The sequence below is a fragment of the Ereboglobus sp. PH5-10 genome (assembly GCF_029504735.1).
Classification (GTDB): Bacteria; Verrucomicrobiota; Verrucomicrobiia; order Opitutales; family Opitutaceae; genus Ereboglobus.
Window position 1 is genome coordinate 196,304 of record NZ_JAQFIP010000004.1, and the last position, 25,955, is coordinate 222,258.

12 protein-coding genes are annotated in these 25,955 nt (G+C 61.8%); 11 read left to right on the forward strand and 1 reads right to left on the reverse strand.

Annotated features, from left to right (window positions below; translation table 11 throughout):
• From M2447_RS05215 to M2447_RS05265, 11 genes are all read left to right on the forward strand, one after another.
• Positions 1-975, forward strand: coding sequence for an endonuclease/exonuclease/phosphatase family protein (locus M2447_RS05215; RefSeq protein WP_277508153.1), 975 nt, complete (start codon positions 1-3; stop codon positions 973-975).
• A 174-nt stretch (positions 976-1,149) separates the two neighbouring features.
• Positions 1,150-3,027 (forward strand): putative Ig domain-containing protein, encoded by a 1,878-nt coding sequence (locus M2447_RS05220; protein WP_277508154.1) that lies wholly within the window; start codon positions 1,150-1,152, stop codon positions 3,025-3,027.
• A 128-nt stretch (positions 3,028-3,155) separates the two neighbouring features.
• On the forward strand, positions 3,156-5,381 hold the full coding sequence (locus tag M2447_RS05225) for a TIM-barrel domain-containing protein (protein ID WP_277508155.1): 2,226 nt from the start codon (positions 3,156-3,158) through the stop codon (positions 5,379-5,381).
• Positions 5,382-5,499: 118 nt separating this feature from the next.
• On the forward strand, positions 5,500-6,489 hold the full coding sequence (locus M2447_RS05230) for an endonuclease/exonuclease/phosphatase family protein (protein WP_277508156.1): 990 nt from the start codon (positions 5,500-5,502) through the stop codon (positions 6,487-6,489).
• A gap of 345 nt (positions 6,490-6,834) precedes the next feature.
• On the forward strand, positions 6,835-8,220 hold the full coding sequence (locus M2447_RS05235; RefSeq protein WP_277508158.1) for an MFS transporter: 1,386 nt from the start codon (positions 6,835-6,837) through the stop codon (positions 8,218-8,220).
• Between the two features lie 887 nt (positions 8,221-9,107).
• On the forward strand, positions 9,108-10,904 hold the full coding sequence (locus M2447_RS05240) for a sugar-binding domain-containing protein (RefSeq protein WP_343215372.1): 1,797 nt from the start codon (positions 9,108-9,110) through the stop codon (positions 10,902-10,904).
• A gap of 229 nt (positions 10,905-11,133) precedes the next feature.
• Positions 11,134-12,078, forward strand: coding sequence for an endonuclease/exonuclease/phosphatase family protein (locus M2447_RS05245; RefSeq protein WP_277557704.1), 945 nt, complete (start codon positions 11,134-11,136; stop codon positions 12,076-12,078).
• 109 nt (positions 12,079-12,187) lie between these two features.
• Complete coding sequence (locus M2447_RS05250; protein WP_277557705.1) at positions 12,188-13,402, forward strand: metallophosphoesterase family protein; 1,215 nt, start codon at positions 12,188-12,190, stop codon at positions 13,400-13,402.
• 185 nt (positions 13,403-13,587) lie between these two features.
• On the forward strand, positions 13,588-14,670 hold the full coding sequence (locus M2447_RS05255) for a glycerophosphodiester phosphodiesterase family protein (RefSeq protein WP_277557706.1): 1,083 nt from the start codon (positions 13,588-13,590) through the stop codon (positions 14,668-14,670).
• Positions 14,671-14,814: 144 nt separating this feature from the next.
• Positions 14,815-20,139 carry a calcineurin-like phosphoesterase C-terminal domain-containing protein gene (locus M2447_RS05260; RefSeq protein ID WP_277557707.1) on the forward strand — a complete coding sequence of 1,775 codons (5,325 nt, stop codon included), beginning with the start codon at positions 14,815-14,817 and terminating at the stop codon, positions 20,137-20,139.
• A gap of 53 nt (positions 20,140-20,192) precedes the next feature.
• A complete protein-coding gene (locus M2447_RS05265; protein WP_277557708.1) occupies positions 20,193-21,365 on the forward strand; it encodes an Sb-PDE family phosphodiesterase in 1,173 nt (390 codons plus the stop codon).
• A 102-nt stretch (positions 21,366-21,467) separates the two neighbouring features.
• On the opposite strand, the gene M2447_RS05270 is transcribed toward M2447_RS05265, so the two are convergent.
• Positions 21,468-25,829 (reverse strand): AAA domain-containing protein, encoded by a 4,362-nt coding sequence (locus tag M2447_RS05270; RefSeq protein WP_277557709.1) that lies wholly within the window; start codon positions 25,827-25,829, stop codon positions 21,468-21,470.
• Positions 25,830-25,955 lie beyond the last annotated feature (126 nt).

The following is a 25,955-nucleotide window of genomic DNA, read 5'->3' on the forward strand; positions in this document are numbered from 1 at the left end:
ATGAAAAAAAACATCCTCCTCACACTGCTCGCATTCACGAGCGCGGCCTTCGCGCTCACCGTCCAATCCGCGCCCGTGCGCGTGCTCACCTACAACATCCTCGCCTCCCAACCGAGCTGGGAAGTGAGCGCCAAATGCGATGTGTGGGAAAAACGAATGCCCCTTGTCATCGAAGTCATGCGCGACAAAACCGGCGGCGCGGGCTACGATTTTATCGGCACGCAGGAAACGTCGATTCACCCCACCGCCGAGCTCCACCAAGTCAACCAGCTCGCCGACGCGATGAAGGGCTACGGCTCGCTCCACGCGGCCGTTTCCGGCGAGGAAAACAGCAAGGTCGCGAAAAAATTCGCGCTCACCAACATGATCTTCTGGCGCAAGGACCGCTGGGAAATCGACCCCGGCGACAGCGGCACATTCTGGCTTTCCGACACGCCCGAAATCCCCGGCTCGAACACCTGGTCGCCCGTTGATCCCAAGACCGGCAAAAGCACCAACAAGGGCGGCCAGCGCAACGTCAGCTACGGCCTCTTCCACGAAATCGCCAACGGCAAGCGCACCGGCAAAAAAGTGTATTTCTACAACACCCACCTCAACGTCTTCGTGCCCGAGGCCCGCTTGAAATCCGCATTTCTCATCATGGACCGCATCAAGAACCGCAAGGACAAGTCCGCGCCGATCATACTCACCGGCGACTTCAACTCCCTGCGCAACGACTCCCGCGGCGACGGTTACGTCTACAAATACCTCACCGGTTTTCCGATCAAGTTCGAGGACGCCACCTACTCGCCGCCGCAAGCGCTGGTCGAGGCCTTCGAGGAAGCGGGCAGCCCGAGGGAAAAACTGCCGCGCATCGACTTCATCTTTTCGAGCAAGGGCCTGAAACCAACCTCCGCCGCCAACGTGGACATCCGCCGCAACGGCATCCGTCCCAGCGACCACGCCCCCATCGCCGCCGTGCTGGATTGGGAGTAGTCAAGGTAGCACAGGCATTCCTGTCTGTGTCAAACCTCACGAGCCTCACTTAAATTATACAAATAATACAATATGATATTAACCACGGATTACACGGATGACAAACCGGGCGGCGCTTGCGACGCCCCTACGGTGCTTATCCGTGTAATCCGTGGTTAATAAATTTTTTAAATTATGAAAACTATCCACCTTGCCCTGCTCGCCTTCGCGTCCGCCGCCCTCGCCATTACCGGGCATTCCTCGCCGGACACAAAAAATGCCGCCGACATCACCTCGGTCATCACCAACGCCGACTGGCACATGCGCAGCGGCGAAAATGTCTCGGTGTATAAATTCCACGCCGACTTCACTTGGGAGGAAAGCTGGAAGGACGACGTCAAGAGCGGCCAGTGGCGCAAAACCGGCGACGGACGCTTCTCCATCGGCGCCTACACATTTCAAATCGAAAAGGACGGCGCGCAACTGCGCCGCAGCGACCGCAAGGCATGGAAGCGCGCCCCCGCCACGCCGGGCCGGCTGACCGCGCCCGCGCCCGACATGGAGGCGTTGCGCGCGCGCATCCTCACGCCGCCGCCGCCCGCCACGCCGCGCATCAACGGCCCGCGCGTGTTTGGCGCGCGCCCCGGCTCGGTTTTCCTTTACACAATCCCGGCGACCGGCGACCGGCCCATGACGTTTTCCGCCGACAACCTGCCCGCGGGCCTGAGCCTCGATTCCGCCACCGGCCGCATCACGGGCCGCGTCGCCGCGGCCGGCGAATACAAAGTCACACTCCACGCCGTCAATGCGCTCGGCAAGGCCGCCCGCGATTTCAAAATCGTGATCGGCGACAAACTCGCGCTCACCCCGCCGCTCGGCTGGAGCAGCTGGAACGCCTACGGCAACGACGTCTCGCAGGAAAAAATCCTCGCCGTCGCCCGCGCCTTCGTCACCACCGGCCTCGTCAACCACGGCTGGTCCTACATAAACATCGACGACTGCTGGCAGGGCGTCCGCGGCGGAAAACACAACGCCATCCAGCCGAACAAAAAATTTCCCGACATGAAAAAACTCGCCGACGACATCCACACGCTCGGCCTCAAGTTCGGCATCTATTCCGGCCCCTGGGTCGGCACCTACGCGGGCTACATCGGCTCCTACGCCGACAACGCCGACGGCACCCACGACTGGATCAAACAAAAACAGCACGACGAGCATTACCGCTTCGACATCGGCAATCCCGTGCGCGACCGCAAGCGGCACTACAAGCACGGCAAACACTCCTTCGTCAAAAACGACGTGGCGCAATGGGCTGAGTGGGGCGTTGATTATTTGAAATACGACTGGGCGCCCAACGACATCGCCCACACCAAGGAAATGCTCGACGCGCTCCGCGCCACCGACCGCGACATTGTTTACAGCATTTCCAACTCCGCCCCCTACGGCGACGCGCCGAAATGGATGAACCTCACGGACGTGTATCGCACCACCGGCGATATTCGCGACACCTGGAAAAGCGTCTCCGCCCTCGGCTTCACGCAATCGAAATGGGCCGCGTTTTCCGGCCCCGGACACTGGGCCGATCCGGACATGCTCGTCGTCGGCCACGTCGGCGGCTGGACGGGCGGCACGCTTCACTACACCAAGCTCACCGCCGACGAGCAATACTCGCACATCAGCCTCTGGGCGCTCCTGTCCTCGCCGCTCCTGCTCGGTTGCGACATGGCGCAAATCGACGAGTTCACGCTCAGCCTCCTCACCAACGACGAGGTCCTCGACATAAACCAGGACCCGCTCGGCCTGCTCGCCATGCCGGTGCTGGAAAAAGGCGACACCGTTGTTTACGCCAAGCACCTTGAGGACGGCTCGATGGCCGTCGGCCTGTTTAACAAGGGCGCGGAAAAAAGCGAAATCGAATTCACGCTGAAGTCGCTCGGCCTGCGCGGAACCCAAACCCTCCGCGACGTGTGGCGCCAAAAAAACATCGCCACGACAAAGGACAAATTCTCCGCCACGGTGAACCCGCACGGCGTGCTCCTGCTGAGAATCTCGCCGGGCAACAATCGCAAATGACCGGCCGCGGGCGCGACACGGTTTTCAGTCGCGCCCGTCCGCATTTTTTGCATTTCAAATCACAACAAAAACAAATCCTCCCTAATTCTCCAAACGGTCACACACACACCATGAGCGCGCGTATTTCCATGAAAAAACTAATCCTGTCGGCAGCATTTGTATTGCTGGGCGCGGCATCACTTTCCCTGCACGGGAATCCGCTGACGTTCGGGAACAAACGCGTCACCATTATTTCGCCGACGCTGTTCCGGCTGGAATACGCCAACGACGCCAAGTTCCTCAACGACCGGACCCTGTTCGCCCATCATCGCGACGCGCGTTGCGACGACTTCACCGTCACGGAGCTTGGCGGGGGACGCTACCGCATCACCACCTCCGCGCTTCGCATGGAGTTTCACGACGACGGATTCCCCTTCGGCCTTCACAACTTCGAGGCGTGGTTCACGCACAACGGAGCCGATAAAAAATTCACCCTGCGCAATCGCAAGGGCGGCAACCTCGGCGGCGCGATCTCGACGCTCGACCGCGTCGCGGGTCCCATCCCGCTCGACGAGGGACTGTTGAGCCGCAACGGCTGGTATATAATCAACGACTCGGGCAAGGACATCATAAAGGACGACTGGATCGCGCGCCGCGACGCGGACCATGTGCAGGACGTTTATTGTTTTCTCTATGGCGGCGACTACCGCGCCGCGCTTGCCGACTTGGGCCGCATCAGCGGCAACGTCCCGATGACCCGCCGCCACGTGCACGGCGTGTGGTATTGCCGCTGGTGGGATTATAACGCCGACGAATACCGGCAGATTGTGGATGAATACCGCCAGCACGGCTTCCCGCTCGACAATCTCGTCTTCGACATGGGCTGGCACACGCAGGACGCCACGGCCGGCACCGGGCACGCCAGCAACCGCGGATGGGTTGGCTACACATGGAACCGCAAATTGATACCCGACCCGGCGGCGCTCGTGGGCGATCTGCTCAAGGACAACATATACATTTCCCTCAACGACCACCCGCACGACGGCATCCGCCCCCACGAGGCCATGTATAAGGCGTTCATGGCCGACATGGGCCTCCCCGCCGACGGCTCGACAGTGATGTTCGACGCGGGCAACCGTCGCTACATGGAAACATTCCTGCGGCACGCGCACGGGGAATCGTGGGACATGGGCGTGGCCTTCTGGTGGCTGGACTGGCAGCAGGATTATCTTTACCCGACGGTTCGCGGCACATCGACCACGCACCTGGCCTGGCTCAACGAATTATATTACAAGGAATCGCAACGCAACGGACTGCGCGGCGCGAATTACAGCCGCTGGGCCGGCTGGGGCGACCAACGGCATCCCATCCAGTTCTCGGGCGACGCCCACGCGAACTGGAAAGTGCTGGCCTTCGAGGTCGAGCTGACGGCGACCAGCGGAAACGCCGGATGCTATTATTGGGCGCACGACATCGGCGGTTTCTACGGCGGCAAGGACCCCGAGCTTTACGCCCGCTGGACGCAGTTCGGAGCCATGAGCGCCGCGATGAGGATCCATTCGCAATACGACGCCAAGCTCGACCGCCGCCCGTGGCTTTGGGGAAAACAAGCCGAGGCCTCGATGAAAAAAGCCTACGTCCTGCGCTCCGAGCTGATGCCCTATATTTACTCAAGCGTGTGGCAAACCCACCGGACGATGGTGCCGCTCAACAGGGCCATGTATATCGACCACGGCGGCAGCCCGGAGTCTTACAAAAACCCGCAGCAATTCATGTTCGGCGACTTGCTTCTGGCCGCGCCAATCACATCGGCCGGCGAGGGCGAAAACAAAATCGCAAAACAGAAAGTGTGGTTCCCGGCGGGCGACGCATGGTATGACTTTTTCACCGGCGAGCGCCATGAGGGCGGGCAGACAAAAACCGTCGCCAAGGACATCGACCAATTTCCGCTGTATGTCAAAGGCGGCTGGCTGCTCCCGCTGCAACCCTACCGCGAGCGCCCGGCATCGGCGCCCCTGGACACGCTCGTGATGCGGGTCTATCCGGGCGCCGACGGCGCCGACAACACCTTCACGCTCTACGAGGACGACGGCCTCACGCGCCAATACGAGGACGGCAGGTTTGCGACAACCGCCCTGCGCTACCAGCGCGCCGGCGACAAAGTCACGCTGACGGTGACGCCCAACGGAGGGACATTCGACGGCAAGGTCGCCAACCGCGCCCACCGCGTCGAAACATCCGCCGCCAGCATCAAAAACATCAAGGCCAACGGACGTCCCGTGAAAGCCATCCGGCGAGGCGGATTACAGGTAATCGAAATCCCCGCGCAACCGGTCGACGAGCCGCTGGTTATTGAAATGCAAATCGGAAAATAAAGAGCCTCGGGGCAAGCCCCGGGGCCTTGGAGGGACGGGCTCCGTCCCGTCCGCGAACGCTTGCATTTTATCTGTGGCCATTCGCGTCCATCCGCGGTTAAAAAAACCTTTCTTAATTATGAAAACCACGCTCCCCGTCCGTCGTCTCACCCTGCTCGCGCTCGCGAGCGTCGCGCTCGCCCTCACCGGTTTTTCCGAGCCCGTGCGCGTGCTCACCTACAACCTCCTCGGCTCCCGCCCGAGCACCGAAAAAAACGCCAAGTGCGAGCCTTGGGTCAAACGCAAGCCGCTCGTCCTCGAAATCATGCGCGACCGGACAGGCGGCGCGGGCTACGACTTCATCGGCACGCAGGAAACCTCCACCAACCCCGACCCCGTGCTCGACCAGGTCAACCAGCTCGCCGTTGAGATGGAAAAGTCCGGCTACGGCTCGCTCTACGCGGCGTGCAACGGCGAGCCAAACACGCTGAAACCGACGGAAATCTCAATGTCCAACATGTTCTTCTGGCGCAAGGACCGCTGGGAAATCGACCCCGGCGACAGCGGCACGTTTTGGCTTTCCGACACGCCCGAAATCCCCGGCTCAAACACCTGGTCGCCCATTGATCCCAAGACCGGCAAAAGCACCAACAAGGGCGCGCGCCGCAATGTCAGCTACGGCCTCTTCCACGAAATCGCCAACGGCAAGCGCACCGGCAAAAAAGTGTATTTCTACAACACCCACCTCAACGTCCACGTGCCCGAGGCCCGCATGAAATCCGCACTCCTCATCATGGACCGCATCAAAAACCGCAAGGACAAGTCCGCGCCGATCATCCTCACGGGCGACTTCAACTCCCTGCGCAACGACTCCCGCGGCGACGGTTACGTCTACAAATACCTCACCGGTTTCCCGATCAAGTTCGAGGACGTCACCTACTCGCCGCCGCAAGCGCTGGTCGAGGCCTTCGAGGAGGCGGGCAGCCCGAGGGAAAAACTGCCGCGCATCGACTTCATCTTTTCGAGCAAGGGCCTGAAACCAACCTCCGCCGCCAACGTGGACATCCGCCGCAACGGCATCCGCCCCAGCGACCACGCCCCCATCGCCGCCGTGCTCGATTGGGAATAATTCACTCAATCCGTTTTAGCCGCCAAAAGGCGCAAGAGGCGCAAAGATAAAAACCTTCCAGTTCGCGTTTGCCCGCCTTTGGGAGTGAATGACTTTTGGGAGAACAAATTCCTCATGGTTTTTTTTGCGCCTCTTGCGCCTTTTTGCGGCTATTCCTTCGGTTGAGGCAGAGCCGCCTCGGAACATCTGAGGACTAACAAAAGAGTTTCGACACTCCTCAAAAATTCCCCGAACAACTGGCTCGCCCTTCGCGCCCTCTGTGTCATAACCCTGTCCCCTTTCCGGCAAAAAATCCCCCTCAAACCACCCCGCTTCCGCCACCTTAAACTTAAACCTTAATCGTCAATGTTCAAACGCCTGCTCAACTTCTTCCGTGTCAGCCAGCCCGCCGCCGTGCAATTGCCGCACGACAAAAATACGGACGCGCTCTACAAGCGCCTGCGCTGGCAGGTGTTTCTCGCGGGCACGATCGGTTACAGCTTGTTTTACGTCTGCCGCACCACGCTCAACGTCGTCAAAAAACCCATGCTCGACGCCGGCTTGGTTGACGCCAGCCAACTCGGCGTCGTCGGTTCCGCGCTCCTCTTCGCCTACGCGGGCGGCAAGTTTTTCAACGGCTTCATCGCCGACCACTCCAACATCAAGCGCTTCATGGCGACCGGACTCGCGCTCTCCGCGTGCGCCAACCTCGTCATGGGCGTGATGGGCTTCACCACCGGCGTCATTTCCGCCGGCGCGTTCACCGCCATCTTCGCCACCATGTGGGCGATCAGCGGCTGGGGCCAGTCCGTCGGCTCGCCCTGCGCGGTCATCGGGCTCTCCCGCTGGTATCCGTTGAAAAAGCGCGGCACCTTTTACGGCTTCTTCAGCCTGAGCCACAACCTCGGCGAGTTTTTGTCCTTCGTGCTCGTCGGGTTGATTGTCTCCGCCGTCGGCTGGCAATGGGGCTTCTGGGGCGCCGCGCTCGCGGGCGTGCTGGGCGTGGTTGTCATCATCTGGCTCATGCACGACACGCCCGAAAGCCAAAAGCTTCCGCCGGTCGAAGTGCTCACGGGCGAGGCCGCGCAACAAAATGCGTCCGCGCCCGCCGAAAGCACCGCCTCGCTCCAGCGCCTCGCGTTGCGCACGCCCGGCGTGTGGATACTCGCCGCGTCGAGCGCGTTTATGTATATGGCGCGCTACGCGGTGAACAGTTGGGGCGTGCTCTTCCTGCAGGAGACAAAGGACTACAGCCTCGTCGAATCAACCAACCTCATTTCCGTCAACGCGCTGCTCGGCATCTTCGGCACGGTGCTCTCGGGCTGGTTTTCCGACAAATTTTTCCGCGGCGACCGCCGCCTGCCCGCGATCATCTTTGGGGTGTGCAACACCGTCTCGCTCATCCTCTTCCTTTATGGCGGCAGCGGCATCGTTGTGAACGTGATCAGCATGATCCTCTTTGGCATATCCATCGGCGTGCTCATCTGTTTCCTCGGCGGACTGATGGCGGTTGACCTCGTGCCGCGCAAGGCCACGGGCGCGGCGATGGGCGTTGTCGGCCTCGCGAGTTACATCGCCGCCGGCTGCCAGGACATCATTAGCGGCAAGCTGATCGACGCGCGCATAACAATCGTCGAAGGCGTGAAGGTCTACGATTTTAGCCACGCCTCGGCCTTCTGGGTGATCGCTTCGACGCTCTCCTTCCTCCTGATCGTCCCCCTGCTCTTCAGCAAAAAGAAGCCGAACACATAACTACCCGCGCACGAACCGCCGCCTGCGCAAGGAGCGGCGGCTTTCAGCCGCCGGACGAGGCCAACGAGCCTCGCCCCCTGATCGTGAAAATCAACAAAACTCGAGACGGCTCCCTTTTGATCCTGATAAAATGAAAAAATATAAAAGTATTTTTGATTGCAGCGATGATTTTATCAAATTCAGAATAGCAATGTATTTTTTATTCGGAATCGCTGTTTTCGGACTGATGGTTTTTTTATCATTCCAGGATATCCGATTTATAACTATCAAGGACGTAATATTGTTTTTAATTGCTGAAGGAGTGATTATTATGGCGATCAACAATGATCGCAAAGAGTTAAAACGCCGAAAACAAATGCGGAAAAAGGGGAGCATATTCTTAATGAAAATGTAGAAATATTTTAACCATAGCCGCCAAAAAGATAATGGCCTGATTACTGTTTATTTTTCGCCCCAGCCATCGTGATTTGCATTCAAAATTCCCCCAATTCTCATTGTCGCCACAAACTAAACGCGACGCAGCCGCAATTGAAGGATGTCATCATTCATTTTTGACCACGGATTACACGGATATGCACGGATAAGCAAACCGGGCGTCGCAAGCGACGCCCCTACTGCATTCATCCGTGTTAATCCGTGTAATCCGTGGTCAAAAATTTGCTGTGAAAACACACCCCGCGAGCAATCGCAGAAAACCTGAAATTGAATAATTATTCCTATCGCCATTTTTCGTTTTCCCCATGACATAAACCCCTTCCCTTTTTCCGTCTCATTCCCCGTCTTTATTAGCGTCCATTTGCGTCCATTCGCGGTTACAATTTTCCCTTTCTCCAATGAACCACAAAACCCAAACTATGAAACATTGCCTGCCGTTATTCCTTGTCGCGATGCTCCTCGCCGGAGCCACCGCAACCGCCAAATCCTGGGCGCCCGCCGGCGACCTTATCAAAACGCCCTGGGCCGCCCAGGTTGATCCCTCCAATCCGCTGCCCGAGTATCCGCGCCCGCGCCTCGCGCGCGCCGAGTGGCAAAATCTCAACGGCCTGTGGGACTACACCATCGCCCCGAAGGGCGCTGCGCTGCCCACAGCCTACGAGGGGCAAATCCTCGTGCCCTTCGCCATCGAGTCCTCGCTCTCCGGCGTGCAACGCGAGGTCGGCTCGGACAACGAACTTTGGTATCAACGCCAGCTCGCCATCCCCGCCGCGTGGCGCGGAAAAAACATCATTCTGCACTTCGGCGCGGTTGACTGGCGCGCGGATGTGTTTGTCAACGGCGCGCCCGTCGGCTCGCACACCGGCGGCTACGCCCCGTTCTCGTTCGACATCACCCGCTTCCTCAACGCCTCCGGCTCGAACACGCTCGTCGTCCGCGTCTGGGACCCGACCGACGCGTCCGACAATCCCGTCGGCAAGCAGGTGCGCAATCCCAAGGGCATCTGGTATACCCCCGTCACCGGCATCTGGCAAACCGTGTGGATGGAACCGGTGCCGAAAAACCACATCAAGGACGTGCAAACCGTCTCCGACATCGACGCCGGCACGCTCGCCGTGACCGTCGCCACCGCCGCGCCCGCCACCGTCGAGGTGGAGCTGGTTGACAACAACAAGGTCGTTGCCACCGCGCGCGGCAACGCCGGCGAGGCCCTGACGCTTTCGTTGAAAAACCCGACGCTCTGGTCGCCGGAAAACCCGAAACTCTACGACCTGCGCGCGCGCCTTCTCGCGGGTGGCAAAACCGTCGATGAAGCCCGCTCCTACACAGCCTTCCGCAAAATCTCCATGAAGCGCGACGCTTCCGGCATGGTGCGCATGCAATTGAACGGGAAAAACTATTTTCACTTTGGCCCGCTCGACCAAGGCTGGTGGCCCGACGGCCTCTACACCGCGCCGACCGACGAGGCGCTGTTGTTTGACATTATCAAGACCAAGGAGCTCGGCTTTAACATGATTCGCAAGCACGTGAAAGTGGAGCCGCAACGCTGGTATTGGCATTGCGACCGCGAAGGCATTCTCGTGTGGCAGGACATGCCCAGCACGCACAGCTACGGCCTCGGCGCGAAGTGGGGCCGCAACACGCTCGGCGGCGGAATCGACACGCTGCGCACGCCGCTCTCGAAGGATAATTTCCAAAAGGAGTGGGGCGAAATCATGGACTTCTGCAAGGGCCATCCCTCGGTCGTCGTGTGGGTGCCGTTCAACGAAGCGTGGGGCCAGTTCGACACGGAAAGAATCGCCAAGTGGACGAAGGAGCGCGATCCCTCGCGCCTCGTCAACGCGGCCAGCGGCGGCAACATGCGCGCGTGCGGCGACATTGTTGACTTCCACAATTATCCCGCGCCGAAAATGTTCCCCGGCTACTCAAACCTCGCGCTTGTGCTCGGCGAATACGGCGGCCTCGCCCTCCCGCTGCCCGGCCACCTCTGGAAACCGGACGGCAAAAACTGGGGTTACGGCAAAGTCAAATTCACCGGCAAGGACGACCTCACGGCAAAGTATGTTGAATACACAAAAATGCTGAAGGACATGGTCGCCGAGGGTTATGCCGCCGCCGTTTACACGCAGACGACCGACGTCGAAATCGAGGCCAACGGATTCTACACCTACGACCGCAAAGTCTTGAAAATGGACGGCCCCGCCGTCCGCGCCGCCAACCGCGCCGTCATCGAAGCCCTGGCCGAGTAAACCCGTGGGGGCGCACCTTGCGTGCGCCCTCCTTCTTTCAAAGTCTGTTTCGGCACAGGGATCGCGGAGGCCAGATAGACTTCCGCTCCGCCACCGCAACCACCCCATTGAGCCAAACCAACCGCAGATTAACACAGATAAAAACCCTCTGATTTTTGTATTATTCCATCTGTGTTTATCTGTGTTTATCCGCGTCCATCCGCAGTTAAAAAACAAAACTCCAACACGCATGCACCGTCGGCAATTTATCCCCAGCCTCGCCAAAACAGCCCTCATCGCCGTGCTCGCAATGCTCGCCCTGTCATTGCCGGCGCAAACGAACGACATCCCCGCGCGCAAACGGCAAAACGCGGATGCTGTCCGCGTTGTCACGGCCAACATCCGCCACACTTATTTCCTGGCGGACAAAAAAACCGGCAACGACTGGGATTCCCGCAAGGAGCTTTGCCGCGACGTCATCCTCGCGCAGGACGCCGACATCATTTGCCTCCAGGAAAACCACATCGGCCAGGTCAGCTACCTCCGCGACCATCTTCCGAACACCGAATTCCATAATTTTTTCGAAATGAAGGATGCGGCCAGAAGCACAAAGAAAGACCTTTACGTTCCGATTCTCTACTCCACCAAGCGTTTTGAGAAACTCGACGGCGGAGGTTTCTGGCTCTCCGACACTCCGGAAACCGCCTTCTCAAAATACGAGGACGCCTACATGGCGCGCTCCGCGAACTGGCTCGTCCTCAAGGACAAAAACACCGGCAAAAAACTCTGCGTTCTCAACACCCACCTCGAGCACAAGTTTAGCACGGCGCGCGTGAAACAAATTGCCGTCCTGCTCAAATTCGCCGGCGCGCTGCCGAAAGACCTCCCCGTCGTCATCACCGGCGACTTTAACGCCGACGCGGATTCCCCCTCGCTCCAACTGGCGCGAAAAGAAGGCTGGCTCGACAGCCACACCGCCATTCACGGCCCAGCCGACCCCGGAGGGACCGCGCACCGTTTTCTCGGCGCCGAATTCCTCTCCACGCCCCAGGGCAAAACCCGCAAAAAAATCGACTTCATCCTCCACAACAAACTCCTCGCGCCCATCGACGCCGAAATCATCAAGGACGCTCGCAAGGGCAAATACCCGAGCGACCATTATTTTGTCTCCGCAGAATTCGAACACATCCGCTAACACTTAGGCAGGGCGAACCGTCCCGGTGAGCCGTTCACTGCTTCGGCTCACCGGGACGGTTCGCCCTACCTAAATCCGAAACCCAGAATCAAAAACCCAAAATCCCATCATGCAACGCCGCCAATTCATCACCTCAATCGGAACCATCGGCACGCTCGCCGCCGCCGGACTCGCCAAGCCGCTCGCCGCCGCTTCCGCGGACGCCGCGAGCGCGGAAAGCACCGGACTGCTCAACGGCACGCCCGCCGTCTTCGCACCCACGCCAAGCAGCCTCACCATCACGCTTCCGCTTCGCGAAGCCGCGCTCGCCTGGATCGACTACGGCGAAACGCCAAAGTTTCAGTTCACGGCCGCCAGCGACGAATGGGGCTTCGTCCCGCACGACGACAAGGTGGCAAAAATCCGCCTCACCGGATTGAAACCCGGCACGCGTTACCACTGGCGGGCCACCTTAAAACCGCTCAAGGGCCAGGGAAAACAAATCCGCACGCGCGTTTATAGCCACAAGACCCTTTCGCCCAAGGCCGCCGAAACCCGCTTCTCAGTCTGGAACGACACGCACGACCAGGCCGCAACCATCCAAAAACTCCACTCGCTGCGCCGCGACGAGGACGATTTTCTTTTGTGGAACGGCGACCTCAGCAACAACGTCAACGACGCCTCGCGGCTTCCCGGCATCTACGTCAGCCCCAAGGGCGTTGACCTCGCCGAGGGCCCGCCCATCCTCCTGACCCGCGGCAACCACGACGTGCGCGGCATCTGGGCGAACAAAATGACCGACTACGTGGATTTCCCCACCGGACGCCCCTTCTACGCCTTCCGCTCCGGCCCGATGGCCGCGATCACGCTCGACACCGGCGAGGACAAACCGGACTCGCACCCCTCCTTCAAGGGAGTCGCCGCGTTCGAGCCGCTCATCAGGGAGCAAGCCCACTGGCTCGAGCGGGTCATCCAGCATCCCGCGCTGCGCTCCGCGCCCTACCGCGTCGTGTTTTGCCACATCCCGCTGCGCTGGACCGATGAAGTCCAGGCCAACTACGACAACAAGGAATGGGATCACGTCAGTCTGCGCGGACGCGCCGTGTGGCACGACTCGCTCGTGCGCTGGGGCGCGCAAGTCATCGTCTCCGGCCACAACCACCGCGCCACATTGATACCCGCGACAAAAAAGTTCCCCTACGCCCAACTCCTCGGCGGCGGACGCGGGATCTCCAACGCCACAATCATCCGCGGCCACGCCGACGCCAAACAACTGCGGCTCGCCGCGACAATGATCCACGACGGCTCCATCGCGCACGAGATAAGTTTCAACCCGCTGGCTTGAGCCGCGCGCGTGAGCCAAGAGATCATCCCAAATTAAAACCCTCTGATTGTTAACCACGACGGACGCCCGGGGGCACGGAGAAACACATGAGGAATCGCCGATGCTTTTCTTCCGCCTCCGTGCCTCTCCGCGCCCTCCGTGGTTATGCTTTGTTCGGGAACAACCATTAAATCATCAACGCCCCAATGAATATAAAACACGCACTGATATTAATATTCAGCCTGTCGCTGATCGCCTGCGCACAGGCATCGGCGGCGGCAGCCCGGAAATATACGACGGAACCGTTTTATTTCTCGGGGCTGAATGTCGCCTCGGGAAAACCTTATACAATTTGGGGAAACGGCTTCAAAGCGAATGATAAAATAAAACTAACCCCGACGGAAAAAAATAACGCCGGGGAAATAATTCTGAACGGCGAGGTCGCCCGCGACAGGCTGAAAATCATCATTCCCGAAGGATTCCAGTCCGGCAGGTATCAAGTGGAGTTGATTCGTAATAATAAAACACGGCACTTGGGTTTCACCCAACTGAACAAAGTTGATGCGCTTCCCGCCACGCCCAAGGTCACGGCGCACAGGGGTTATTGGAACACCGCCGGCTCCGCGCAAAACTCGATCACCGCGCTGCGCAAAGCGCAGGAGCTTGGCGTGTTCGCCTCGGAGTTTGACGTGTGGCTCACGGCCGACGGCAAACTGGTCATCCATCACGACGCAAAAACCATAAACGGAATCTCAATCCAGAATTCCACATATGACGAAGTTAAGGGATTCGTCCTGGAAAACGGCGAGCCCATCCCGACGCTTGAGGCGTTCCTGGAGCAAGCCAAAGCCAAGCCCGAAATGACACTCGCGGTGGAGATAAAAACGCACAAGACCAAGGAGAAAAACAACGCCGTCGTCGCCGCCACGGTCAAGGCGATCAACAAGGCAGGATTGATGAACCAAGTGATGTTCCTCGCGTTCAACCTTGATATTTGCAAGGAGCTGACACGCATCCAACCGGGTTGCAAAGTGGCCTACCTGAACGGGGACAAACCCCCGAGGGAACTCCACGAACTCGGAATCACCGGCGCCAATTACGGCTTCAAGGCCATTCGCTCAAATCCCCATTGGATCAAGGAAGCGCACGACCTGGGCATGACCATCAATGTGAGGACGCTCAACACGATGGCCAACGTGATCGAAATGGCCAACCTCGGCGTTGACTACATCTCATCCGACTGCCCCGCCCAGGCCCAACAAATCGTCGAGCATTTCCAGGGGAAATAATGCCGGCGCGTTTTTTGTTTTGAGGCGCGCCCCGCCACTCCGCCCCTCCTGCCCGCGCCCAAACGAACCTTGAAAAAAACAACCCTCCCCAACACTCTTTTCATAACGCGCCAAAGCGCGAACCTCCCCCTCCCCCGCCATCCCATGAAAAACACCCCCGCATTAATCTTTGGGTTCGCCCTCGCCATCGCCCTCGCGCCCGCGACCCGCGCCGCCGAACGATTCTGGGGCGGCGGCTCCGGCAACATCACCGACAACAACTGGTATTCCGACCTCGGCCTCACAACTCCCGCCGCCCGTGGCAACGGCGATGTCGCCAATATCGCCAGCGGCACCGTTTTTGTCACCGGCAACGCCACCGTTTACGACACCAACATCGGCCTCGCCGCGGGCGACAACGCCGCCGTCATCGTCTCCGGCAACTGGTATAACTCCGGCGGCGAGCTCTCCATCGGCGGCGTCGGCGGCACCAACGCCATTTTCCCCGCTCCCACGGGCGGCGCCGGCGGGCTCACCATCCTCAGCTCCGGCTCCGTCCGCGCCAGCACCTTTTACGTTGGCGGTTACGGCTCGGGCACATTCCACCTCGCCCAAGGCGCAAAGTTGACCAATCACGCCAACGCCTTCCTCGGCCGCAACGCCGGAGGCTCCGGCACCGCCACCATCGACGGCCTCTGGACAATCAAGGGCAGCTCCACCAACAACGGCAACCTCTCCATCGCCCACGCCGTCGGCAGCCGGGGCAACCTCCTCACCATCGGCGTGACCGGCACCGTCATCGCCAACGCCAACACCGCGTCCACCAATTATTTTTACATTGGTCCCAACAGAAGCACTTCCGGCACCGTCATCGTAAACGGCCTCCTCCGAATCGACGGCACCAACGCCATCAACTCCATCGCCTATCGCGGAAACAATGGCACCGCTTCCGACACCGCCGCCTCCGGCGTCCTCATCATCGGCCAAACCGGCACCGTCATTTTCAGCGGCACCGAAACCAGCCTCGGACACTTGGGCATCGGCTCCGGCACAAACTACCGTGCCAACTCCACCGGCACGGCTTTCGTTGACGGCACTTGGAAAAACGCGGGCAATCTCATAATCGGGCGCTCCGGCGCCGGCCACCTTGAAATCGGGCAAACCGGCACCGTCACCGTCGGCACCTTCGGCGTCATGGGTCTCTACAACAGCGCGGCCAACGAGAAATACTCCGCCGCCGCCAACGAACCCGTCGGAGGCACCGCCATTGTTAAGGGCACCCTGGACATCGCCGCCTATTTTATGCTCGGCGCCGCCGCCCCCGCCACGCTCTCTGTCAGCGAATCGGGAGCCTTGATGATCGGAGACTCCCTCTATTTCGGCTCCAACAACACACGGCTCAACGTCGCTTCCAACGGCGACGTCCTCATCGGCGGCAACTACTACCAAACCGCGCAATCCACGCTCGCCATCACGCCCGGCCTCACGCGCGACAGCCCCTTCGTCACCATCGCCGCCGCCGCTTCGCTCTCCGGCACGCTCAACGTCACTGGCCTCGAAAACATGGACGGCGCCGCCTCCGCCGCCTCCGTCACCAAGTCAAGCGACCTGCCCGGCGTCACCGTCTTGCGCGCCGCCGACGGCATCAGCGGCGATTTCACCAGCGTCAACACCGGCACGCTCGCCTTCTCCGGCACCGCCGGCCTCCCCGACTACATCTTTCACGGAAAATCCATCATCGACGGCGCCGAGTATCGCATCGGCCACATTCTCTCGTGGCACGCACCCGCCGCAAGCGCGCACGGCGCCTTCACCATCGGCGCCGGCGCCACCCTCACCCTCGACACCCCGCTCGCCGACCGCGTCGACGCAAGCGCCCTCGCCACCGGATGGGACGGGAAATCACTCGCCAAACGCGGCCCCGGCACCCTCATCCTCGCCGACGCCGGCTCGCGCACCGGCGACACCACCATCGAGTCCGGCACCCTCCGCGTCGCCACACCCGCCGTCTCCCTCGGCAACCTCGTCAACAACGCCGTGCTCGACCTCGGCGGCTCCTCCGGCGGCCACCACACCGCCACCGCCGACACACTCGCCGGCACTGGCACGTTTATTCTCGCCATCGACTCCGCCACCGGCAAAGGCGACAGACTGATCATCACCGGCAGCGCCTCCGGCGCGCACACCGTTCGCGTCTCGATAGACGGCGCGATGCCAACCACGCCCACCCCCGCCCAACTCGCAGCCACTATCACCGTCCAAGGCGACAACAACGCCACCTTCAACGCCGCCACGCCCCCGGCCCCCGCTGTCACCTTCGCCCCGCAAGGCGGCACCGTTTCCCCCGCGAGCAAAACCATCTCCCCCGGAGCCGCCTACGGCGTGCTTCCCACACCCGCGCACGACAGCGCCAAAGTCACCTTCGCCGGCTGGTGGACCGAGCCAAACGCCGGCACACAGGTCACCGACGCCACCATCGTCGCCGCCGGAGCCACCAACCACCTCCTTTACGCGCGCTGGACAACCGCGCATCCGTCCATCACCCCCGAGGCCGGCAACAACCTCTACGGCTCCATCATCGACGACACCGGCGCCCCCGTCCCCGGCGTTGTCGTGACCGACGGCTTCAAGTGCGTCGTCACCAACGCCAGCGGCATTTATCAAATGAAACGCCATGCGAAGGCGCGCGCCGTCTATTACTCCACGCCGGCGGCCTACGCCATCAACACGCGCGGCGCGTCCGGCAAACCCGGCCTGGCTAATTTCCACACAAAACTCACCCCCGCCCGGCAACGCTACGACTTTGAACTCGTCCGGCTCCCCGCGCCCGAAAAAGAGTTCATCCTCGTCCCCGTCGGCGACCCCCAGGTGACCAACGCCGCGCAGCTTCAACGCTACAAAAACGAAACCGTCGCCGACCTCGCCCGGTTCGCCGCTTCCTCCACGCTGCCCGCCTACGCCATCCTCCTCGGCGACATCTGCAACGACACCCTGCACATGCACGCCCCCATCCGCGACACCACCAATCTCGCCGGAATCCCCTACTTTGGCGTCATTGGAAACCACGACCACAATCAAGCCATCACCGGCGTCGCAAACGACTTCGAGGCCGGCGCGGACTATGAAAATGTTTACGGCCCGCCAAACTATTCCTTTGACCGCGGCGACGTCCACATCATCGGCCTCGACAGCATCCTCTACAACACCAGGAGCACCTACTCAAAAGGCATCACCGACGAAATCTACGAATGGATTACGCAAGACCTGAGCCACGTGCCGAAAAACAAAATGATCGTTCTCGCCTACCATTCTCCGATGGGCAACGGCTCCTCCAAAAACTGGCAAAAAGTGCTCACTCTTCTCAAAGGCTACGCCGGCGCCCACCTCATGGCAGGGCACACCCACACTCACGAAAACGTGATCATCAACCCCAACCCCCTCATCTACGAGCACATCCACGGCACGGCCTGCGGCGCCTGGTGGAACTCCATACTCAACACAGACGGCGCGCCCAACGGCTACGGCGTCTTCACCTTCTCGGGAAACAAAGTCGCCGACTGGTATTTCAAGCCCACCAGCTACAGCGACACCTACCAAATGCGCATGTATCGCGGCGATGTCAGCTTCGGCGGCGCCAGCGGCACATACAGCTATAACCAGCCCGGGTATGCCACCCTTGGTGCCAACGACGTCGTCGTTGACGCTTGGAACGCCGACGACAACTGGAAATTCGAGGTCTATGAAAACGGCGCCAAAGTGTCCGGTTCACTGAAAAAACTCAACACGCTGGTGGACGCCTATGCCAACGGTTACCACATCGGTGTCCGCGGCAGCACCTCGACCAGCTTCGGCTCTCGCAATAACAAACACCTGTATTCCCACACCCTGAAAACCGCCGGGGCTCGCGTCGAAATCCGCGCCACCGATCGCTTCGGAAAAACCTACTCGCTGTCCGACTTCACCACCGACCTCTCCGAATTCCCCGCCAACTTCGCCTCGCCCGAAATCACCGCGCAGCCGTCGGACGCCACCGTGACAGCCGGCAACCCCGCCACCTTCACCGCCGTCGTCAGCGGCACGCCAAAACCCTCGCTCAAATGGCAGTCCTCAAGCGACGGCGCCACATGGACGGACATCTCCGGCGCGACCACCGCGTCCCACACCATCCCCAACGCCACCACCGCGCAAAACGGCACGCTATACCGCCTCGCCGCAACCAACGCGCGCGGCCTCGCCACCAGCCACGCCGGCCTGCTCACCGTCAACCCCAACCTCGCGCTCGACGCCGCGCAAACGCTCAAGGCACAACTCCAAGCTACCGGCACCGCGACCATCACCGTGTCCGGCACGGTTGATCTCTCGCTCGTCGGCGGAGCCACCGTCGCCAAGGGCAAAACCATCGTCGGCGCGGACGCCACCTCCACCATCTCCGGAAACCTCACCCTCGCGGCGGGCGCGAGCGACACCATCATCCGCGGTGTGAACTTCACCACCGGCGCGCTCACCATCAACGGCGCGAACGACGTGGACGTTTCCCATTGCACCTTCACCGACGCCCCCGTCTCCATCACCGGCAACGCCGACAACATCGCCTTCTCGTGGAATATATTCACCGCCACACCCGCGGGCACCGGTTCGGCCATGACCATCTCCAACGCGGGAGCATCCACGGGCATCCTCCTCGACCACAACCTCTGGGGCGCCAACCTGAAAAACAACATGCCGGGCGCGACCAACGCCCGCGTTTACATGTATAACAACTACATCACCGCCACGGGCAACACCACCGCGACCATCGCCGGCGCGGGCGCGCAAATCCTCTCGGTGCGCAACATCTACCAAGGCGTGAAAAATCCGCTCACCAAGCAATCCTCCGGACGCCTCCGCACGATCGACAACATCATGGACGCCACCACCGGCACGACCGCGACCGGCGACGACAAAGTCTTCGTCCCCGGCTATGCGCACATCATCGACTCCGGCGACAGCAACACCGCCGCAGCCATCACCGCAAACGCGGGCAACACCGCGGGCAAAAACTCCGCCACCCCCGCGCAAACAAACGGCGCCGCCAGCATCAGCGCAACCGTGACCGGCTCCGGCGCGAACAAAACCGCGAGCAGCGCCAGCGTTCCCCACGCGGGCGGCTTCACGCTCACCGGCAACGCAACCGGATTCACACCCACCGCACGGCAATGGTATCGCGACAACACCGCCATTGTCGGCGCGACCTCCGCCACCTACGCCGTCACCAGCGCAACCGCCGCCGCGCACGCCGGAGCCTACGCCGTGGCATTGACAACCAGCACGGGCGAAATCGTGACCTCCGGCGCGTTCACAGTGACGGTTGCCGCGCCCCCCATCGACACACCGGACACCGGCAACAGCTCCGGCGGTGGAGGCGGCGGTGGCGCGCCCTCGCTACTCCTCCTCCCCGCCCTGCTGCTCCTTCTGGCAGGGCGAACCCTCCGGCTGAGCCGCAAACGATAACCCGTCCGCAATCCGCCGCGCAACCCATCTCCAACTCCCATCAACTCACCACCATGAAAAAACACCATCACCACCACCTCCGCCACTGTTCATTATTCGCCATGCTTTTTGCACTGGCGCTCGGCACGCTTCACGCGCAGCACGACCCATTCCGCGTCGAAATCCCCGACATCCCCGGCTACAAAACCCTCCGTTGCGACCTGCACATGCACACCGTGTTTTCCGACGGACAAGTCTGGCCCGCCGTCCGCGCCAGCGAAGCCTCCCGCGAGGGACTCGCCGCCATCGCCATGACCGACCACCAGGAGCGCCGCCGCAACGTTTACGACGAAAAAGTCTCGCGCAACTACTCCTTTGAAATCGCCAGCAAGGCGGCGCCCAAAAACCTCGTCGTCATCCCCGGCACCGAGGTCACCTACGGAATGCCCCCCGGCCACTTCAACGCCATCTTCATCAAGGACGCCGACGCCATGAGCACGACCGACTGGCGCAAGGCGCTTGAGGAGGCGAAAAAACAGGGCGCGTTCATCACATGGAACCATCCGCGCTGGGAAAACCAGCAGGCGCACATCACCCGCTGGCTCCCCGAGCACGAGGAAATATTCCAGAACGGCTGGATGCAGGGCATCGAAGTCGCCAACGGCAGCCTTTACAGCCCGCACGCCTTCCAGTGGGCGCTCGATAAAAAACTCACCATGATCGGCGCGTCCGATGTGCACGCGCCCATCCAAACCGGCTATGATTTTCACAAAGGCGAACATCGCACGAGCACGCTCGTTTTTGCCAAGGAAGCCACGGCGGCATCCATTCGCGAGGCCCTCGACAACCGCCGCACCGCCGTGTATTTTCGGGAGTTCGTCTACGGTGAGGAGCAATGGCTGCGCCCGCTCGTAGAGGCATGCCTCTCGGTCAAAGTTGCGCACAACGTGGGCTCCAACACCCAGACGCCCCGCTTTGTGGTCACCATCAAAAACAACTCCGGCCTGACCTTCAAACTCCTCAAAGTCGTGCCCGGTGAAAAACCCGCATTCTACCGCGACTACCTCGTGAAACCGCACTCCTCGCGCGGCATCGGCGTCGGCTTCCCCGACGAGATAGGCTCCGACGAGGTCGTTTTCCAAGTGAGCAATTTCCTCACTTCGCCCGAAACTCCGCTGACCTTCACGGTAAAACTCCCGAAAACACCCAAGGACAAAAGGGTCAAATCCAAGGCCAAGGCCAAGTAATACCGTTTGCGAATCAGTATTGATCTTTAAACGGGCAGGGCGGTTTCATGAAACCGCCCTGCTTTGTATAGTGCGCACAAGGACGCCGGCCGCGCAGTCTGCTCAGGATTGATTTTGCTCCGTGGCGGCCTGGTGCCGGTCCGCGATTTCGGCGAGGAGTTTTTCGGGGTCGCGGAAGAGCGCGGGACTCCAGATGCGATGGAGGCTCCAGCCTTGTGACTGGAGGATTTGCGCGCGGAAATTTTCCCACGCAACCGGGTCGGGTGTTTTTTTGTAGCGGTTGAAATCCGTGAGCACTCCAATCGTGACGTCGGCGGGCATGTGGGGGTGCGTGAGCGCGATGTCCACGCAGAAGCCGTCGTTGCCCCAATAGACGGTGGAGCCGATGTTGCTCGCGGCGTGAAGGCGGCGGGCGAGGGCTTCGGCAAGCGCGGAGGGTTGCGTGGTTTCGTCGCGGAGGACTTGCGCATGCTCGTGACGGCGCGCGGTTTCAAGTTCGGTCTGCCATTCGTCGAAACGCGCGCCGAGGGTTTCGGCATAGCGGAGGTAGGCGTAGAGTTGGTGGCGGCCGGTGATGGAGCGTCCGGGCTCGGGCGGCGTGACGGAGGTGTATTCGACGCGGGGGATTGAGGTGAGGACGTGGATGGCGTCGCGGGCACGGGTGACGAGGACGTTGAGGCGGCGGTCGCCGCCGATGCGCGAGAGGGCGCCGAAGTTGCGGCGGAACTTGCCGTCCTTGTCGGGGCCGAACGTGGTGCAGATGATCATGTGGTCGCGTTCGTCGCCTTGCACGTTTTCGAGGTTTTTCACGAAGAGGCCCTCGAACGAATCGCGTCCGCGCCGGCGGCGGGCGGTTTCGAGTTTTTGGGCGAAGGCGGGATCGGCGGCGGCTTTTTCGTCGAGCGCGTCGATGATGAGGTCGCGCTGGTTGAGGTTGAAGCAGGCGACGCCGATGGAGGGCGGTTCGGCGGTGTCGAGGAGTTCGGCGACGAGATTGGCGGCGGCGCGGGCCTCGGCTTCGTTGCCGCGTTCATGGTAAACGCCGTCCACATGGGTGAGGAGGATGGGGGCGTGGACGGCGCGGTTTTTCGGATGGCCGGGGATGGGCTGGAGGCGCTTGTTGTAGAATGAGTCGTTGGAGAAGCCGATGAGCGCGGCGTTGCGCGAGCGGTAGTGGACGTCGAGAAATGCCTCCTGCACGTTGAGGTTGAGCGCGGCACCGAGGAGGTCCTCGGTTTCGGATTGTTGCTGCGCAAAAACTTCCTCCGCGGTTTCGGCGGCGGTGTCGTTGCTTTCGGTGAGGGCGCTTTCGAAGAAGCGCGTGGGCGGGAGCTGCTTGGGATCGCCGGCGATGACGACGCGTTTGCCGCGGAGGAGAACGGGCAACGCTTCCTCGAGTCGGCACTGGCTGGCTTCGTCGAAAATGATGACATCGAAGAGGTGGGCGCGGGGGAAAATCTGCGCGACGGTTGACGGGCCGGCCATCCAGACGGGGCAGAAATCGAAGAGCGGATCGCCTCCGGGAATGTCGGCTCCGGCGGCGATCATCTGGCGGAGTTTCATGGCGCGCTGGCCGCGGACAAAGAGGCGCTGGCGGAGCGAGGCGCCGAGTGTGTTGAGGCGTCCGCCGGTGGCGGCGAGGAGGCGGTCGCGCCAGACTTTTTTCCAGCGGTAAAGGATGAGCTGGCGCACGAGCGAGGCTTTCTCGGCGGTGCGTTCGAGTTTCTCGGAGAACGCGGCTTCGACGCGGTGCGTGTCGATGCGGGCGAGCGCGGGGTTTTCGCGGAGCTGCGTCTGGATTTCGAGCGTGAGGGCGGAAAGGCGGAGCGCGGGCTCGGCGGTTTCCCAGGGGAGCGCGGCGTCGGCGGCGTGGGTGAGCGCGATGCTCAGGGCGGTCGAAAGGCGGCTGATCACGTCGGTGTAGCGGACGCATTCCTCGAGCGTGTTTTGGAACTCGACGAAGCGCTGGGTTTCGACGGTGACGGCGGGGTTGGCGCGCCAGGCGTCGATGAGTTCATCGATGGCGGCGGCGTGGAAAAGTTTCGTGGCGGCAAGGGTGTCGCGAAGGTCGATGAGCGCGGAGGCGCGTTGCGCGCCCTGGCGCAGGAGCGCGGGGAAATTGGCCGAGGTTGCCGGCTCGCTCAGCGCGGAGAGGGCTGCGGATTTCAGGTGGGAGTTGGCGGGAAGCGAGGCGGCTTCGAGGGCGTCGAGAATTGACGGAAGCGCGTCGGCGAGGGCGCGGAGGGTTTCGTCGGGAGGGAGCGCGGCGGCGGGTTGCGCGGCGTGAATGCGCTCGTGGACATCGGCCCAGAGGTGGCGGGCCTTGAGCGCGGCGTAGTAGGTTTGGGCGCGTTCGGCGGAGGCGCGGTCGAGCGGAAGCGCGAGCGGTTCGAGGGCGCGGCGAGCGGCGCTTTTTTTGGAGAAGGCGAAATGGCGCTTCCACGAATCGGCGAGCGGAAGCCATTCGCGGAGCGCAAGCAGGCGCTGGTTGCACTGGGCGAGCGAAGGAAGCGCGCTCTTGGTCTGGAGATGGAGTTCGCGGTCGAGGGGTTTGGCGAGCGGTTCTTTTTCGGGGGCGAGGGTTTCGATTTCCGCGCGCCAGTTTTGCCAGTGCGGATCGGCGGCGAGGCGCGCGGCGATGGCGTGCCGGGCGTGCGCAATCGCGGCGTCAAGCTTGGCGGCGAGTTCGACGCGGGCGCCGACTTGCTCGTCGAGCGCGATGCCGGCGGAGAGCGGGGCTGCGGGCGAATCGGGGTAGCGGTCGAGTATCGAGGATTTGGATACAAGGTCGCGAAGTTGCGCGGCGGTGGCCGCGGCGGGCTTGGCGAGCCAGTCGGCGAGCGAAATGCCGACGCGGTTGCGAAATGGATTCTCGGGCCAGCGGGCGGCGAGGGCGCGCTGCACGCCTTCCTCAAGATCGACGCGGTGCTCCTCGATGAGCGCGGGCGTGAGGCCGTCAACCGCGGGGATGGGCGTGGCGACGGCACCCGCGAGTTCGAGCCATTTGCCGCAGGTATCGTGGAAGGAGGCGCAGCCGTCCGCGGTGGCGTGAAGGCTGTCGAAGTTTTCGCGGAGCTCGGCGTGGAGTTTGTTGAGGCGGGTGTTGATGCGGTCGAGCTCGGGGGCGGGGTTTGTGTGAAGCTGGTCCTGGGCGAGATTTTCGAGGCGTTCGCGGAGGCCGAGATAGAGGTCGCGGCGATCGCGTTGCGGATCGTGGATGACGCCGCAGAGCGGGCCGAGACCCATGCCGTCGAGGCGGTATTTGACGACGTCGAGCGCGGTGCGCTTGTCGCAAACAAAGAGGACTTTTTCGCCGCGGGCGAGGTGGTCGCCGATGACGTTGGCGATGGTCTGGCTTTTGCCAGTGCCGGGAGGGCCGTGGATGACGAGAGCGGCGCTGTTGCGGGCGTGGAGGACGGCCTCGGCCTGGCAGGGATCGGCGTGCGTGACGAGAAGCTCGTTGGAAAAATCGCGCGCGGGGAGTTGCGCGTGGTCGCGAATGGCTTCGGCCGCGGCCTCGGCGGCGTGATGATCGGGATCGGTTTCGACGAGCGCCTCGGGCGTGAGGAAGGGGCGGATGGGGTTGTCGAGCGCGGGCTCGTTTTCGATCATCCACTGGGTGTCGCGGAGGAGTCCGGGATTGGTGACGGGGAAGAGTCCGAGGACGGCGCAGGGAAGGATCGCGGGGGCGTCGGGGAGCGCGTCGGTTTTGGGAACGGGCTGGAGCGGCGTGGCGGCGTCGAAGAGGGCGGGCGGCGGCGTTTGCGCGCCGGGTTGCGGGAGCGGGATGCCGGCGGCCTTGGCGACGAGGTTGATGATGTCGGTGATTTCGCGCCAGGGGTCCTCGGCGTTGTCGTCGGCAAAAAGCTCGTCGGTGTCGGCGCCGGTTTTTTGCTCGATCCAGGCCATGAGCGCGGGGTTGGGTTGCACGAGGTCGGCGCCGTTACCGCTGGTGGAAATCGAGATGCCGGGGCGCGTGTCGCGGCGCACGGTGAGGTTGACGGGGACGAGTGCGAGGGGCGCGAGGATGCGGGCGCCGCGCGAGCGGGCGCGGGAGCCGTGGTTTTCGTCGCGCGCGGGGATGGAGAGGAGCGGGAAGCCGATGTAGAGGGCTTGTTCGCCGTAGTCGTTGTAGTAGTCAACGGCATCGGCGGCGATCTCGCGGGTTTTGTTGAGCACGCGGGTCTGGCGTTCGGCGGCGGCGCGGGCGTCCTTCTGCTCGTCGGACCACTCGCTCTCGGGGTAGTCGGGTTTTTTGAAGGCGGGGGTCCTGGCGGGAAACTCGAAGGACTTGCCCGCGGCGGAAAGGAGTTGCGCGAGAAACCCGGCCGCGGGATCGGCGCCTTGCAGGTGGCGGAAATCGTGAAGGTCGATGCGCTGGCGGCTGCCGTGGGGGCGTGCGTTGAGTCCGGGGCCGGAGGTGAGGCTCGCGTAGAGCCGCTGGAGCATGGTTTCGAGAATCATGGCGGAGGGTTAAGCGAACACTGAAACACGAAACATGGACGGAGCAATGGAGATATTTTCACGCGGCGAGCCGGTGCGCCCGACGATAATTTCAAACGTCGCATCCCAAGCCCAAAACCGGAATGT

Coding starts and splice junctions, on each gene's coding strand:
- M2447_RS05240 (WP_343215372.1), top strand. CDS start 9,108: ATGCTCCTCGCCGGAGCCACCGCAACCGCCAAATCCTGGGCGCCCGCC.
- M2447_RS05220 (WP_277508154.1), top strand. CDS start 1,150: ATGAAAACTATCCACCTTGCCCTGCTCGCCTTCGCGTCCGCCGCCCTC.
- M2447_RS05270 (WP_277557709.1), bottom strand. CDS start 25,829: ATGATTCTCGAAACCATGCTCCAGCGGCTCTACGCGAGCCTCACCTCC.
- M2447_RS05230 (WP_277508156.1), top strand. CDS start 5,500: ATGAAAACCACGCTCCCCGTCCGTCGTCTCACCCTGCTCGCGCTCGCG.
- M2447_RS05245 (WP_277557704.1), top strand. CDS start 11,134: ATGCACCGTCGGCAATTTATCCCCAGCCTCGCCAAAACAGCCCTCATC.
- M2447_RS05250 (WP_277557705.1), top strand. CDS start 12,188: ATGCAACGCCGCCAATTCATCACCTCAATCGGAACCATCGGCACGCTC.
- M2447_RS05265 (WP_277557708.1), top strand. CDS start 20,193: ATGAAAAAACACCATCACCACCACCTCCGCCACTGTTCATTATTCGCC.
- M2447_RS05235 (WP_277508158.1), top strand. CDS start 6,835: ATGTTCAAACGCCTGCTCAACTTCTTCCGTGTCAGCCAGCCCGCCGCC.
- M2447_RS05260 (WP_277557707.1), top strand. CDS start 14,815: ATGAAAAACACCCCCGCATTAATCTTTGGGTTCGCCCTCGCCATCGCC.
- M2447_RS05225 (WP_277508155.1), top strand. CDS start 3,156: ATGAAAAAACTAATCCTGTCGGCAGCATTTGTATTGCTGGGCGCGGCA.
- M2447_RS05215 (WP_277508153.1), top strand. CDS start 1: ATGAAAAAAAACATCCTCCTCACACTGCTCGCATTCACGAGCGCGGCC.
- M2447_RS05255 (WP_277557706.1), top strand. CDS start 13,588: ATGAATATAAAACACGCACTGATATTAATATTCAGCCTGTCGCTGATC.